Genomic DNA, 13,972 nt, shown 5'->3' with positions numbered 1-13,972 from the left:
GCTATGACCAAATCACCGTCTGTGCCCAAGGAGCAGCGCAGCTTCGCCGATCACGGCGCGCGGTCCGTTCAGGACATGGCTGACCGGCGCGATCTGGCGACCGGGGCCCAGTCGGGCCAGCCGGGAGATGCGGACGTCAACACGGGCCAGCAGGGCCGGTTCGGCAACCTGAAGCAGAACATGACGCCGCAGTGGAAGACGCAGGACCGCTGAACGGCAGTCCCCGGTCAGGCCGCCGTCGGGGAATTACCCGGCGACGGCGGTTTCCGAGGCGATCTGATTGTAGGGCACGGGGCCGCTGGCGGCTTCGGTCGTCTTGAGGCTGGCCTGGATCAGGCGCGGCGCATCCGGAGCGGTCGAAGGACGCGGCGTATAGCGGAAGGAGTCGCTGGAGCCCGAGCGACCGCCAAAGCGGTAGAACAGATGGTCGCCGACCTGACCGACCTTGACCAGGCTGTTGCGCCAGCTGGGCGAGACGCCGGTGGTGTGGAAGTGGGTGGCGTTGCCGACGGGGGCATAGACCTGACCAGAGAGGGCCTTGGAGGCCACGTCGCGGGCGCGGTTCCAGGCGGTGCGGTTGACCGCGCCGCGCATGGCGCCGTTGCAGGTGAAGCTGAACTGGCAGCCGGTGCTGCGGTTCGAACCCTGGAAGACCACGGCGCAGACGGTGTTGGGGAAGGCGGAGTGGCGGGCGCGGTTCAGAACCACCTGGGCCACGGCCTTCATGCCGTCCACGCCTTCGCCGCGGGCTTCATAATAGGCGGCCTTGGTCAGGCAATCGAGGTCGCGCGACTGATCCAGGGTGCTGCCCAGATTGAAGGGCTTGGCCGCCGGGTTGGTCAGGTTGGCGCGACGCAGACCGTTCTGGCTGTCTTCCAGGCGGGCGGTCAGCAGTTCCGCCTGGCGATCGCGCTGGGCGGCGCCGGCGACGGAATAGGGATCGTGACGATCAGCGATGGCCAGGGCGCTGGCGTCCAGGCCGCCGGCCGCGGCGGCCATGGCTTCCTGGGTATAGCCCTCGGAGCCGGCGCCTTGCAGGCGTTCAGCTTGGGCGCGAACGGTTGAAGCCTGGGCGGCGACGCCGCCCAGATAGGCTCCACCGACGGCGAGGCTGACAACGCCGCCGAACGCCGCAGCCGCCGTCTTGGGGCGCAGGCGAACAGATTGGGCGGCGTGCATCAGCGCACGCGTCTGCGAAGAGAAACTCAAAGGCGTAGTCCTGTTCAGCAGGGCGAGGATGCCGCCCCTGTACTCAACGAACCCAGGCGACATGACGCGTCGCGAACTGGCTCCGGACCAGAGATCGACGAACGGCCGACCTCCGGAAGGCGGGCCTTAAGCCACTCGTTTATGACCTCAATGTGGTTGATTCGCCAGATATCGTTGCGTCGCAGCAATTCGTCGCGCCCCTAAAGCAGGGGTTTCGACGATCTGTGAGGACGTTGTGTCATTGCTTCAGAACATCTCATGGAATCTGTATTCGATTACGTCGTGATGATTTCGGTCCGGGGACATTTTCGCCGGAAACCCTATTCGAAGGCGTCGCTTTACTTGCCTGTCGTGCGCTCGCCTGAGACGGGAACCTTCTGTCTGTGACGGCGTTGCAAGCTCAACCATTTCAAGGAGTTCTCCGCCTGATGACCCGCTTCCCGATCCGCGCCGCCGCCCTTCTCGCTTTGGGAGTCTCCGCCGTGGCCCTTTCCGCCTGCGGCCATACGATCGAGCAGAAGGCCGCGACCGGCGCCATCGCCGGCGCCGTGGTGGCCGGGCCGGTCGGCGCGGCGGTCGGCGGCGCGGCCGGCGCCGCCGTCGGCCATATCGACAAGCCCCACTGATCAGGCGGCTCGCGGCCTCGCTTGCTTGCGAGGCTGCGAGCGCCCATTTGCCTCCCTGGACGCGATTTCGGCCCTAAATTGCGTGTTTGAGGCCCTGAAACGGCGGCAGAGCTTGATTTTTGCTCTGGATTCCGCTTTGGCAGCGCGCCGGGCCGTTCGCGCATCCGCACGCCTGCCGGGCCGCCACTGATCGGCGTCGCCCCTCATCAGATTCCAAGGAAGACCGCCTCTACGCATGCGAGACCTTAAACAAACCGGCTTCAACGACCGCATCACCACGCAGCAGGAAGCCAAGAAGGCTCTGCTGGCCAAGTTCAAGCCCAAGCCGACGGTCCAGGATCCCGAGTTCGAAAAGCTCGCGGCCAAGCGCGCCGCCGAGAAAGAGGCTCAGCGCCAACAGTTCGAGCTGGAGAAGGCTGAACTGCGTCGCGAAAAGGCCGAGAAGGAAGCGGCTCGCATCGCCGCTGAAAACGATGCCCAGGAAGAAGTCGACGCCGCCAAGCGCGCCGCCCGCAAGGAGCGCAAGCAGCTGACCAAGGAAGAGCAGAAGGCTGCTCGCGACGCCCGCTATGCGGCGCGCAAGTCGCGTCAGCGCTAAAACCTTCTAACGGCCCTTCTCCCTTGTGGGAGAAGGTGGCCCGTCAGGGCCGGATGAGGCGTGTTCCTGGGCGGATGAAGACGGCGAGTTGAACCTCGCAAAACCGCTCATCCGTCCGGCTTCGCCGTCCATCTTCTCCCGCAAGGGGAGAAGGACGTTCCTGCAACGCCCCCACGACTTCAGCGTTAGACAGAGAAGATTCACGTGCGCAGGTCTGCGCCGCCCCTTGGCGAGCGCGCGAAAAGGCCTAACTGCAGAGCTGGATCCTTCTTTCGTCACGCAGCAGGAGCAGACATGACCGCTTCCATCGATACCGGCCTGAAACCCAAGGAACGCGGCGACGTCGCGCAGGAGTTGTCCAAGGTTCTGGCCGACAGCTTCGCCGTCTATCAGAAGACGCACGGCTATCACTGGAACGTTCGCGGGCCGGAGTTCTTCAGCCTGCACAAACTGCTGGAGCAGCAATACACAGAAATCTGGACCGCGCTGGACGATATCGCCGAGCGCATCCGCGCCCTGGGCGAACTGGCGCCGCAAAGCGCCTCGGCCTTCGCCAACCTGACCTCGATCAAGGACGGCGATCCTGAAAAGGACGCCAGCGCCATGCTCAAGGAACTGATCAAGGACCACGGCGTGCTGATCGCCACGGCCCGCGCCGCCCTGGACGCCGCCGACAAGGTGGGCGACGAGGCCAGCGTCGATCTGATGACCCAGCGTCTGGCCGCCCATGAAAAGGCCGCCTGGATGCTGCGTTCCAGCCTCGGCGACCGCTAGGCGCTGACGGAACGGTAATCTTCGGGCCTGAAAAGCGCCGGATTGGGCGGTCACTCCGATCTCCCTCCGGCGCTCGCCAGCGCCGCACAGGGGACGCTCGATTGGGACGCTGGATGCTGAAAGGCCGACTGCCGCAGCTGAAGACGACCGGACGTCAGGCCCTGGCCGCGGCGCCCATGGTCGCGGCTGTCAGTCTGGCGGTCATGGGCCTGGCCATTTCGGCCAGCTCCAGCGTGCGGCCCGACATGGACCGCACCGCCGAGGCCGTGGCCCGCGCCACCGGCGGCGACCTGACCCCGCGCGGGCTGAAGCTGATCATGGCGCGGCTCGACCCCGGCCAGCTGGCCGTCGCGCGCCGCTTCGATCCGGCGCTGAACCTGCCCGAGCTTTACGATCTGACCCCCGGGTGGGAGAGCCTGACCCTGGGCGGCAAGCCGTCGCTGGACACGGGCGTCTCGGGCCTTGCGGCCCAGCAGCTGAATGCGGCCATGCCCAACGCCTTTGGGGCGCTGCAACCCGCCAAGCCCTTCGACCTGCGTCCCGCCACCGAGGCCGACCGCAAGCGCGCCCTGCGCTGCCTGACCCAGGCCGTCTATTACGAGGCGGCGCTGGAGCCGACCGAGGGGCAGGAGGGCGTGGCCCAGGTGGTGCTGAACCGGGTCCGCGATCCCAACTATCCGAACACCGTCTGCGGCGTCGTCTATCAGGGGGCCGAGCGGACCACGGGCTGCCAGTTCAGCTTCACCTGCGACGGGGCGCTGAGCCGCGCCCCCATCCCCTGGGCCTGGACCCGCGCCGCCCGCGTGGCCGAGCGCGCCCTGGCCGGCCATGTGGCGACCCGCGTGGGCACGGCGACCCATTATCATGCCGACTACGTCCATCCCTGGTGGTCGCCGACCCTGGCCAAGATCACCCAGGTCGGGGCGCACATCTTCTATCGCTGGAAGGGCGCGCCCGGCGAAAGCAACGCCTTCGTCCAGAGATCGGCGGGCCGCGAGCCGGTCATCGACGAAGCCCGCTTCGCCCAGCCCCGCATTCTTCTGGCCAGCGCCGCCGACAGCGTCGAGGAGGCCCTGGCCGGGGCCGCGCCGGGCCAACTGCGCACCGTCGAGATTGACGGCCAGACCCGCGTGGTCGGCATCGCCAGCCTGGGCGGTCGTCGTCAGGCCAGCAAGGAAGAGATCGCCGCCATCAACGAGCGGCTGAAAGCCTATGAGGCGCCGACCGTCGCGGTCGCGCCGCCGCCGGGCGTCACGGCGATGGCGGTCGAGGAAGTCGGCAAGCCGGCGGCTTGAGGCGTGGGTTACTGCAACGACTTGTCGCTTCACGCATTTCTGCTGGCCCGCTGAGAGGTTTTCCGGATTGAACGCTTGACCGACGCCAGCACCTCTACATGGACCGAAGCGGACCGCCTGAAGGCGTTGCGGGCGACGGGCATTCTCGACACAGATCGCGAGCCGGCCTTTGACGACATCGTCGAGCTGGCCGCCAGCCTGTGCGAAACCCCGGTGGCCGTGGTCAATCTGATCGACGCCGAGCGGCAGTGGTTCAAGGCCGAGGTCGGGCTGGGCGTGCGCGAGACGCCGCTGGAAACCTCCTTCTGCCGCCACGCCCTGCTGGAAGCCGACCGGCTGGTGGTGCCCGACGCGCGCGAGGATGCGCGGTTCGCTTGCAATCCGCTGGTTACAGCCGAGGGGGGCTTTCGCTTCTATGCCGGCGTGCTGTTGAAGAGCGACGATGGCGCGCCCCTGGGCACGCTGTGCGTCCTGGATGTGGTCCCGCGTCCCGAGGGCCTGACGCCCGTGCAATTGCGGGCCCTGGAGGTGATGGCCAATCAGGTCATGACCCTGCTGGATCTGCGCCGAGGCCTGGCCCGCGAGCGGGCGGGCAACGCCCGGTTCGACGCCCTGGCCGATTCCATGCCGCAGATGGTCTGGTCCACGCGCCCCGACGGCTTTCACGACTACTTCAACGCGCGCTGGCACGAGTTCACCGGGACGACGCCGGGATCGACCGACGGGGCGGCTTGGAGCGACCTGTTTCATCCCGAGGATCGGGAACGCGCCTGGGATGTCTGGCGCGAGTCCCTCGCCACCGGCGAGCCCTATGAGATCGAATACCGGCTGCGTCGCCACGACGGCCTCTATCGCTGGACCCTGGGACGGGCGACGGCGATCCGGGACGACGAGGGCGAGATCGTGCGCTGGTTCGGGACCTGCACCGACATCGACGACCTGAAGCAGATCGAGCGCGGCAAGGAACTGGTCAGCCAGGAGCTGAGCCACCGGATCAAGAACATATTCGCCGTGGTCTCCGCCCTGGTCGCTCTGTCGGCGCGGCAGCATCCGGAAGCCAAGGCTTTTTCGCAGTCGCTACGGACGCGCATCAACGCCCTGGCCCGGGCGCATGAGTTCGTGCGGCCGCATACGGAGGTCTCCGCTCCCAGCGTGGGCGCCATGACCTTGCACGCCTTTCTTGAGGCGATGTTCCGGCCCTACACCGGGGTTCAGGGCACGCCCCGCGTGCTGCTGAGCGGCGACGATGCCGTGTTCGACGACCAGGCGGCGACCTCGGTAGCCCTGCTGTTTCATGAGATGGCGACCAACGCCGCCAAATACGGCGCCCTGTCTGAGCCTGACGGCTGGGTGACGCTGGAGACGCGCAAGGCGGATGATCGATTTATCCTGGTCTGGCGCGAGCACGGCGGACCGCCGGTGACGGGCGCGCCGACGCGCGCCGGATTTGGCACCACCCTGTCGACGCTGTCGGTCGAAGGCCAGTTGGGCGGCCGGTTGGAACGTCTGTGGCTGGCAGAGGGTTTGGTGGTGAAGGCTGACCTGCCCGCGACGGCCTTGTCGCGTCGCAGGGCGGCGTTGAAAACGGCATGAGGTCTGCGCTCCTCTGCAGTCCGAGTCGAACTGGAGTAGTCAGGAAGGTAGTATGTCCGCGCGTATTCTGATCATCGAGGACGAGGCGCTTGTGGCGATGGAGCTGAAGTTCGCCCTGCTGGACCTGGGGTACCAGGTCGTGGGGCTGGCTGCGGATGCGCCTACCGCGCTCGACCTTGTGCGTGAATCCGAGGTGGATCTGGCGCTGGTGGACATCCATCTGTCGGACGGACCGACTGGGATAGAGCTGGGTCGCGAACTGGGACAGGAGCGGGGCATCACCGTGCTGTTCATGACCGCCAATCCCGGCATGGTGCGCGACGGCGTGGCCGGCGCGGTCGGCGTTCTGCCCAAGCCGACGGACGACTATGCGATTCAAAGCGCGGTCGAATACGCCCTGCAGCGTCGAAAAGGCGAGCCCACGCTTTACGCGCCGCCCGAGTTGCAGGTTTTCAACTAGAGGCTTGCGGCGAGGGCCGTAGCCCTCGCCTTTAGACCTACCAGGCGCCGATTTTCTCGGCTTCGGCGTGGCTGATGGGGTTGTGGGCGGCCTTGTGGTCTTCCTCGGCCAGGAAACGCGAGGCTTCCAGCGCGGCCATGCAGCCCATGCCGGCGGCGGTGACGGCCTGGCGATAGACGTCGTCGGTCACGTCGCCCGCCGCATAGACCCCCTCGATGGCGGTCGAGGCCGTGCCCGGCTTGACCCGCAGATAGCCGCCGGAGTTGATCTCCAGCTGACCGGCGAACAGCTCCGAGGACGGGGCGTGGCCGATGGCGATGAAGACGCCGTCGGCGGGGATTTCCGACAGGTCGCCGGTCTTGACGTTCTTCAGGCGCACGCCGGTGACGTTGCGGGCCACGCCGTCGACGACGCCGAGGATTTCATCAACCGCCACGTCCCAGATCACCTCGATCTTGGGATGGGCGAACAGGCGGTCCTGCAGGATCTTCTCGGCGCGGAACTCGGCCTTGCGGTGGATGACCGTGACCTTCTCGGCGAAGTTGGTCAGGAACAGGGCCTCCTCGACCGCGGTGTTGCCGCCGCCGACGACCGCGACCTGCTTGCCGCGATAGAAGAAGCCGTCGCAGGTGGCGCAGGCCGAGACGCCGAAGCCCTGATACTTGTTCTCGGACTCCAGACCTAGCCACTTGGCCTGGGCGCCGGTCGAGATGATGACGGTTTCAGCCAGAAGCTCCGTGCCGCTGTCGAGCGTCAGGCGGAAGGGGCGCTGCGACAGGTCGGCCTTGACCACGATGTCGTGGATGACCTCGGTCCCGACGTGCACGGCCTGGGCCTGCATCTGCTCCATCAGCCAGGGACCCTGGATGGTCTCGGCGAAGCCGGGATAGTTCTCGACATCGGTGGTGATGGTCAGCTGACCGCCGGGCTGCAGACCGGCGATGACCACCGGGTTCAGCGAGGCGCGGGCGGCGTAGATGGCGGCGGTCCAGCCGGCGGGACCGGAACCGATGACGGCGAGGCGGACAGTACGGGGCGTGCTCATGGCGCCTATTTAGGGCCTGATTCCCGAATGCGCGATGCCAGCTTGTCGTTTCCACGCCAGGAAGTGCTCGCACCACAGTGATAGTCGAGGCGCCGCCCTCGATTGACGGCGTCCGGCGCTCAGGCCCATGCTCCTTCAAGGAATAGGGTGTCGCCATGACCGCAGCCGCCGATCCGGTACGTGAAACGCGCAGTTACGTGCGCCGTCTGCTGGCCGCGGCGCGGCGCGGGGTCGACAGGGAGGCGGTCGAGGCCTCGGTCTATGACAACGGGGGCTTGAGCGGCCGTTACCTGATGATGACGGTAATCTCGGCAGCCATCGCGGCCCTGGGTCTGATGCTGTCGTCGCCCGCCGTGGTCATCGGGGCCATGCTGGTGTCGCCGATGATGGGGCCGATCGTGGCCCTGGGCTTCTCCCTGGCCCTGCTGGACTGGCGCCGGTTGAAGCAGTCGCTGAGCTGCCTGGCGGTGGGCATGGCGGTGGCGCTGACGGTGGCTATTCTGCTGACCCTGCTGTCGCCGCTGAAGGAGCCGACCAGCGAGATTCTGGCGCGGACCCGGCCCAACTTCTTCGACCTTCTGATCGCCGTCTTCTCCGGCGTAGCGGGGGCCTATGCCGTGATCCGTCAGCGCGGCGAGACCATCATCGGCGTGGCCATCGCCACAGCCCTGATGCCGCCGGTGGCCACAGTGGGGTTCGGTATCGGCACGGGGGACCTGTCGATCTCGGTGGGGGCCTTCTATCTGTTCATGACCAACCTGGTGGCCATCGCCCTCTCGGCGACGCTGACGGCGGGCTTCTACGGCTTCCGGCCTCGGTTGAGGGAGCGGCCTTCGCCGTGGCGGGGTCTGGCGGTGTTGGCGGTCTTTGTCCTGCTGTCGATCCCGCTGGTGATCTCGTTGCGCGCGATTGGGCTGGAGAGCCAGGCCACGGCCGAGACCCGGACGGCGGTCGCCGACATCTTCGCCGGGGCGGATTCGCGCGTCACCCTTCTGGACGCGCGCAGCGAGGGCCAGGGCGTCACCGTCTCGACCCTGGTCAGCACGCGCAAGCTGGTCCCGGATGCTCAGAAACAGCTGCAGGACCGGCTGTCGGCGGCCTTGCATGTCCCGGTGACGGCGACCCTGGATCAGATCGTCGTAGCCGATCCCCAGGCGGCCTCGCGCGCGGTCCAGGCCAGCGCGGGCTCGAGCCCCGATCCGACCGCGACCCTGCGCACCCGCCTGTCCGACGCGGTGCCCTTCGCCACCGACGCGGTCATGGTCGACGCCGAGGGGCGTCGCGCCCTCGTCCTGCTGCGGCCCGACGCCGGGCTTGATCTGGCCAGCGCCTATGCCCTGGAGGCGGGCCTGCGGGGGCGCTTTGAAGGCGTGGACGTCTGGGTCACGCCGCCGGTACAGGAAATGTCCGTGGTCGATCTGGGCGACGCGGGCGCAAGGGCGCGAGCCGTCTGGGCTCTGACCCGCTGGAGGGCCAGTCCAGCGGTTCGGGACTGCCGCCCTGCGCCGGGCGCCGCCGTGGCCGAGGACCAAGAACCCTCGCCGAATGCAGGCGAGGCCTTCCGCGCCCAGTTGGCGGCGGCGGGCGTGTCGATCCGCGCTGAGCCGGGTCCAGAGTGCCGCCGGGGCGATCAGAACCTGGCGCGGCTGTCGCTGGGCTGACTGAGGCTTGGGGTCTAGCCGCGTGCGGCCATGGCTTCCAGCACCGCCCGGGCGGCGCGCTCGGTCTCGTTGAGCGGGGCGTAGGTCCAGGGCTCCAGCGTGCCGTCGAAAGGACGCGCGGCGCCATGGACGGCCAGGTCGGCGTGCAGGCGGGCGAACTTGCCCGCAGGCTTCAGCGGGATCATGGGCAGGATATGGACCGGCTTGCCGGTCGAGGCGGCCTCCGTCGCCATATTGGCGCTGTCCTCGGTGACGAGGATGTGGTCGGCGGCGTCGAGCATGGCGAACAGGGGGTTGTCGCCGTCGCCATCCCAGATCCAGCCGGGCAAGGCTGACAGGCGCTCGGTCATGACCGCCTTGGCCGCTTCGGGCGTGCGGCGCGAGAAGGTCAGCAGCAGCGACCCTTTCGCCGCCTGCACCGCCGCCTTGATCTGCTCGGCCAGGGCGGCGGCGTGGACCCCGGGCAGGTCGAAGGCCTTGGATCTGCCGCCGATCATCACGGCGACGCGGGGATGGGGCAGGGCGTCGATGCGGTCGGCGAAGGCGGGCGCGGCCTCGGCCAGCTTCGACGGCGTGATGCGGTGGGGCGAGCCGACAATCTCGAAGACATTGTCGCCGGCCAACCCGTCATGGGCGGGGGCGACAATCAGATCATAGGCGGCGTTGCGCCAGCGCGGGTCCTGGGTCTGGACCGTGAAGGTCTTGCCGTGGCTCCAGTCGCGAACCTTGGCCGACAGGGGCAGGCTGGCGCGGCCGGTGGCGATCCACAGGTCGGGCCAGTCGGTGACGACGCGCGGATCGAACGACCCCGGCGCCAGCATGGCGGGGGTCTTGAGCCCTGACGGCCAGCGGTCGAACAGGGGCCGCCAGCGGACGGGCTTGATGGCGATGTCGGCGGGGGTCAGCCGGGCGACCGCCTCGGCCAGACCCAGGGCCTGGTTCTGGATGCCGGTCCGGCCGTCGGACACCACCCAGATGGACAGAGGGCGCGCGGTAGAACCGCGCGCCCTTGTGACCTTCTCAGAGGGAGGAGAGCTTACTTCCACTCGACCTTGAGGATCTCATAGGCCTTCACGCCGCCGGGCGTGTTGACCTCGACCACGTCGCCGACCTCTTTCGAGATCAGGGCGCGGGCGATGGGCGAGGCGATGGAGATCTTGCCCAGCTTCACGTCGGCTTCGTGTTCGCCGACGATCTGATAGACGCCTTCTTCCTCGGTGTCCTCGTCAACGAAGGTGACGGTGGCGCCGAACTTGACCTGGTTGCCCGACAGCTTGGACACGTCGATCACCTGAGCACGGGACAGCTTGTCCTCGATGTCGGCGATCGAACCTTCGATCCAGCCCTGGCGTTCTTTGGCAGCGTGATATTCGGCGTTTTCAGACAGGTCGCCGTGCTCGCGCGCCTCAGAGATGGCGGCGATGACGCTGGGTCGTTCGACCTGCTTCAATTGCTTCAGTTGCTCGTCGAGGACACGGTAGCCCTCGGCCGTCATCGGCACTTTTTCCATTGTGTCGTGAGTTTCTTGTTTCGCCCGGAGACTAAGGAGAGACGTATAATCAGCACAGTCACGATCACGGGGCGCGCGTGATCGGCCAAAGAGGGTAGGGCGCCCTTTCGCCAAACTCAAGAGCATCTCGGCGGGAGCGAACGGCGGCCGCTGAATCGAGGTCAGGGTTGCATGGACCCGGAACTGCGCGACACGGCGTTGCGCTCCCGATGATAGCCCATGGCGCGGCGGATAGCGGTCCAGGCGATGAAGCCCAGGGCCGCGACCGCCAGCAACATGAAGAAGCCCGATATCAGGCCGATTCCCGCGGCGATGAAGGCGATCACGATACATACAGCGGCCCCGAGGGCCGCCACGACTTGAATGACTGACAGGCGCATGGGCTCGTTAACGTCGTCGCCCGGTCGGGGTTGCGACCTCGCGGAGCCGTGATCTGCCGATGTCGGAGCTAGGCGTAGGCGTAGTCACCGCCCCGCTCCAGCGCCCGTTTCCAGGCCGGACGTGCGTGAATCGCCTTCAGGAACAGGGCGATGTTGGGATAGGCCGCCAGGTCGATGGCGCGGCTGGCGGCGGCCTCCAGCGGGAAGCTCATCATGATGTCGGCGGCGCTGAAATGGACGCCGGCGAACCAGCCGGTGGCGGCCAGTTCGGCCTCTTGCCAGTCCGCATGCGCCTTGAGCTGCGGGTCGATGAAGCGGGTCTGGGCCTTGGTCGCAATGCCGTTGACGATGGGCCGGAGCAGGCCGGGGGCGCGCTTGGGCAGTTGGGCGAAGACCAGCTTCAGCAGCAGGGGCGGCATGGCCGAGCCCTCGGCGTAATGCAGCCAATAGGTGAAACGGCGCCCCTCCGCCGTGGAGCGCGCCGGACGCAAACGGCCCTCGGGATCATAGGCGTCGAGCAGGTATTCGACGATGGCCCCGGTCTCGGCCACGCGCACCTCGCCGTCGTCCAGCACCGGCGACTTGCCCAGGGGATGCACCGCCTTCAGCTCGGGCGGGGCCAGCATGGTGGCGGCGTTCCGCTCATATCGCTTGATCTCGTAGGGCAGGCCCAGCTCTTCGAGCAGCCAGAGCACGCGCTGCGAGCGCGAGTTGTTCAGGTGATGGACGACGATCATGGACGCGCTCCGTCTATTGAAGGCCCAGCTTGGGCGCGTGACCTAGGGGACGTCCAGACGCTGCGTGTCGATCAACGACGGGAACGACCGCTCCAGCGGCTGCGGGCGTGATGCCTGGCGGTCGGCCTGGTCGCGGACGCGGACTTCGACGCCGCGCCGGACTGTTGCGTCTGATGTTTCTGCCACAGCTCGAAGGCCAGGGTGGCGAAGGCGAGCTTGCCGGCGTGACGCCCGGCGAAGGCGCGGCCGCGCCGCGACAGCAGCAGACCGCCGAGGACGGTGGAAAGGCGAGGCAGACGCATGGGCGGAACTCCGTGAAGATCGGGCGACCGGTGCTGAACGGATCAGCCGCCCGACGGTTCAGGGATCAGGCCTGGCTCAGGTCCGGGGCATGAGGGCTTCGGCGGCCAGGACCGAACCCTCGACGCCGAGGGTGACCGCGGGCTCGGGCGCGATGCGGAACAGGGGCGAGTGGTGGCCCGGCGCGCTGTGGGTCTGATCCGCCGGGGTGCCGCCGACGGCGAAATAGACGCCCTTCACCCCACTTTCAGGGGTGATGAAGTGGGCGAAGTCCTCGGCGCCCATGCCCGAGCGCGGTACGTCCATCAGAACCTGCTCGCCCAGACCGACGGCCAGGGCGGCGCGGACGCGGGCGGCGACGGTCGGGTCATTGAGGGTGGGCGGGGTGGTCTCCAGCGCAGACCGGGTCACGGTCGGCAGCTTGTCTTCAGGGACGCCGAGCGCCAGGGCCGTGTTGCGGCTGATGCGGTCGACGCCGTCCAGCAGTTGCGCGCGGACCTCCGGGCTGTCGGCGCGCACCGTCAATTGCATGTCGACCCGGTCGGAGATGATGTTGTGCTTGATGCCGCCGTGGATGGCGCCGACGGTGACCACGGCGCCCTGTAGCGGACTGGTCTCACGGCTGCGCAGGGACTGCAGCGAGACCACGATCTGCGAGGCCACCAACACCGGATCGACGCCCAGATGCGGCGAAGCGCCGTGCGTGCCGACGCCGTGGACGGTGATGTCGACACTGTCGGAGCTGGAATAGACGATCCCCTGGGGGGCCACGATCCGGCCCGTCGGCGTGTCTGCTGAGACATGGAAGGCCAGGGCGTAGTCCGGCTTGGGGAAGCGGGAGTAGAGGCCGTCGTTGACCATGGCCCGGGCGCCGAAGAGGCGCTCCTCGGCCGGTTGGGCGATCAGGACCAGGGTCCCGGACCAGTTGGCTTTTCTGGCCGCCATCTGGCGCGCCGTACCGACCAGGGCGGTGATGTGTACGTCGTGGCCGCAGGCGTGCATGACGGGCTTCTCGACCCCGTCGCTGTCGATCTGGCGCACGGTCGAGGCGTTGGCCAGGCCGGAGTTTTCAGCCAGGGGCAGGCCGTCCATGTCGGCGCGGATCATGACGGTGGGCCCGGCGCCGTTCCTCAGCACCGCAACCACGCCTGTGCCGCCGACGCCGGTGGTGACCTCATAGCCGAGCGCGCGAAGCTCCTGCGCCATCCGGGCGGCGGTCTGGACCTCCAGGCCCGAGAGTTCAGGGTTGCGGTGGAAGTGGTCGAACAGGGCGCCGAGGTTGGCGTCATAGTCCGCCTTCACCGCCGCCTTCAGCCGGGCGTCCTGCGCCATGGCAGGAACCGCGCCCGCCGCCAGCACCACTGCCAGAGCAGCCGTGATCGTCGTTTGTTTCATGTCGTCACCCCCTGATCCCTGTCGTGAGGTTATGCCTTTCGTGGGGGGCGGCAAGGGGCGAGCTTGCGGCCTAGCCGCGCCAGACGATGATGGCGACCGCCAGCAGGGCGAAGGCGTGAAGCGTCACGATCAGCCCCAGCCAGGCGGCGAAGGGCTGTTTGCGTGTCTTGTGACGCAGCAGCCGCTGGCCCAGCCAGGCCCCCAGGGCGCCGAATAGGGCTGCTAGAAGTAGGACGCGTTCAGGGATGCGGCGTCCGCCAGCCCGCGCCCGCGCCTTGTCGATGGCGAACAGGCTGAAGGCCAAGAGGTTGGCGAGGGAGAGGGCCAGGAGGCACAGGGGGATGGCGTCGCTCATAGGGTTCCGTTTGCCGAGCCTGAGTTGCTGCTCC

General features: G+C 67.7%; 17 protein-coding genes. 8 read left to right on the top strand and 9 right to left on the bottom strand.

All coding sequences use genetic code 11. The features are described from left to right. Nucleotides 1–3: 3 nt before the first annotated feature. Nucleotides 4–213, top strand: a complete 210-nt coding sequence (locus HNP51_RS00985; protein ID WP_184265983.1) for a hypothetical protein — start codon at nt 4–6, stop codon at nt 211–213. Nucleotides 214–246: 33 nt separating this feature from the next. Here HNP51_RS00985 and HNP51_RS00980 read toward each other — a convergent pair whose 3' ends face one another. Beyond that, nucleotides 247–1,209, bottom strand: a complete 963-nt coding sequence (locus HNP51_RS00980; RefSeq protein WP_260398273.1) for a cell wall hydrolase — start codon at nt 1,207–1,209, stop codon at nt 247–249. Between the two features lie 428 nt (nt 1,210–1,637). On the opposite strand from HNP51_RS00980, the gene HNP51_RS00975 reads away from it, so the two are divergent. The 6 genes from HNP51_RS00975 to HNP51_RS00950 all read left to right on the top strand — a co-directional run bounded on the left by HNP51_RS00975 (nt 1,638) and on the right by HNP51_RS00950 (nt 6,555). Beyond that, nucleotides 1,638–1,835 carry a hypothetical protein gene (locus HNP51_RS00975; protein WP_184265981.1) on the top strand — a complete coding sequence of 66 codons (198 nt, stop codon included), beginning with the start codon at nt 1,638–1,640 and terminating at the stop codon, nt 1,833–1,835. A 235-nt stretch (nt 1,836–2,070) separates the two neighbouring features. Continuing rightward, nucleotides 2,071–2,433 (top strand): DUF6481 family protein, encoded by a 363-nt coding sequence (locus HNP51_RS00970; protein WP_184265979.1) that lies wholly within the window; start codon nt 2,071–2,073, stop codon nt 2,431–2,433. 294 nt (nt 2,434–2,727) lie between these two features. Then, nucleotides 2,728–3,207 (top strand): Dps family protein, encoded by a 480-nt coding sequence (locus tag HNP51_RS00965; protein ID WP_184265977.1) that lies wholly within the window; start codon nt 2,728–2,730, stop codon nt 3,205–3,207. A 113-nt stretch (nt 3,208–3,320) separates the two neighbouring features. Next, the gene (locus HNP51_RS00960) at nt 3,321–4,502 is read left to right on the top strand and encodes a cell wall hydrolase (RefSeq protein ID WP_184265975.1); all 1,182 of its coding nucleotides are present in this window, start codon (nt 3,321–3,323) and stop codon (nt 4,500–4,502) included. A 75-nt stretch (nt 4,503–4,577) separates the two neighbouring features. Further along, nucleotides 4,578–6,095, top strand: coding sequence for a sensor histidine kinase (locus HNP51_RS00955; RefSeq protein ID WP_184265973.1), 1,518 nt, complete (start codon nt 4,578–4,580; stop codon nt 6,093–6,095). A 52-nt stretch (nt 6,096–6,147) separates the two neighbouring features. After that, a complete protein-coding gene (locus HNP51_RS00950; RefSeq protein WP_114815806.1) occupies nt 6,148–6,555 on the top strand; it encodes a response regulator in 408 nt (135 codons plus the stop codon). Between the two features lie 37 nt (nt 6,556–6,592). Here the strand turns inward: HNP51_RS00950 and trxB are convergent, their stop codons facing one another. Beyond that, nucleotides 6,593–7,600: a thioredoxin-disulfide reductase gene (gene trxB, locus HNP51_RS00945; RefSeq protein WP_184265971.1), complete on the bottom strand. Its 1,008-nt coding sequence runs from the start codon at nt 7,598–7,600 to the stop codon at nt 6,593–6,595. 155 nt (nt 7,601–7,755) lie between these two features. On the opposite strand from trxB, the gene HNP51_RS00940 reads away from it, so the two are divergent. Further along, nucleotides 7,756–9,261 carry a TIGR00341 family protein gene (locus HNP51_RS00940; RefSeq protein WP_184265969.1) on the top strand — a complete coding sequence of 502 codons (1,506 nt, stop codon included), beginning with the start codon at nt 7,756–7,758 and terminating at the stop codon, nt 9,259–9,261. A 14-nt stretch (nt 9,262–9,275) separates the two neighbouring features. Here HNP51_RS00940 and HNP51_RS00935 read toward each other — a convergent pair whose 3' ends face one another. The 7 genes from HNP51_RS00935 to HNP51_RS00905 form a co-directional block, all read right to left on the bottom strand. Next, nucleotides 9,276–10,229, bottom strand: coding sequence for a mitochondrial fission ELM1 family protein (locus tag HNP51_RS00935; RefSeq protein ID WP_311769880.1), 954 nt, complete (start codon nt 10,227–10,229; stop codon nt 9,276–9,278). Nucleotides 10,230–10,297: 68 nt separating this feature from the next. Then, nucleotides 10,298–10,771, bottom strand: coding sequence for a transcription elongation factor GreA (greA, locus tag HNP51_RS00930; RefSeq protein WP_184265966.1), 474 nt, complete (start codon nt 10,769–10,771; stop codon nt 10,298–10,300). 161 nt (nt 10,772–10,932) lie between these two features. Next, on the bottom strand, nt 10,933–11,151 hold the full coding sequence (locus tag HNP51_RS00925; RefSeq protein WP_184265964.1) for a hypothetical protein: 219 nt from the start codon (nt 11,149–11,151) through the stop codon (nt 10,933–10,935). A gap of 68 nt (nt 11,152–11,219) precedes the next feature. Next, nucleotides 11,220–11,888 (bottom strand): glutathione S-transferase, encoded by a 669-nt coding sequence (locus HNP51_RS00920; RefSeq protein ID WP_184265963.1) that lies wholly within the window; start codon nt 11,886–11,888, stop codon nt 11,220–11,222. Nucleotides 11,889–11,959: 71 nt separating this feature from the next. Continuing rightward, the gene (locus HNP51_RS18320; RefSeq protein ID WP_221415686.1) at nt 11,960–12,190 is read right to left on the bottom strand and encodes a cysteine protease; all 231 of its coding nucleotides are present in this window, start codon (nt 12,188–12,190) and stop codon (nt 11,960–11,962) included. A gap of 76 nt (nt 12,191–12,266) precedes the next feature. Further along, nucleotides 12,267–13,583, bottom strand: a complete 1,317-nt coding sequence (locus HNP51_RS00910; RefSeq protein WP_184265961.1) for an amidohydrolase — start codon at nt 13,581–13,583, stop codon at nt 12,267–12,269. Nucleotides 13,584–13,653: 70 nt separating this feature from the next. Then, nucleotides 13,654–13,938, bottom strand: a complete 285-nt coding sequence (locus HNP51_RS00905) for a DUF1294 domain-containing protein (protein WP_184265959.1) — start codon at nt 13,936–13,938, stop codon at nt 13,654–13,656. Nucleotides 13,939–13,972: the final 34 nt, after the last annotated feature.

This window comes from Brevundimonas bullata (genome assembly GCF_014207965.1).
GTDB lineage: Bacteria > Pseudomonadota > Alphaproteobacteria > Caulobacterales > Caulobacteraceae > Brevundimonas > Brevundimonas bullata_A.
The sequence above is the reverse complement of the archived record's forward strand: the minus strand, read 5'-3'. Positions and strand labels throughout refer to the sequence as shown.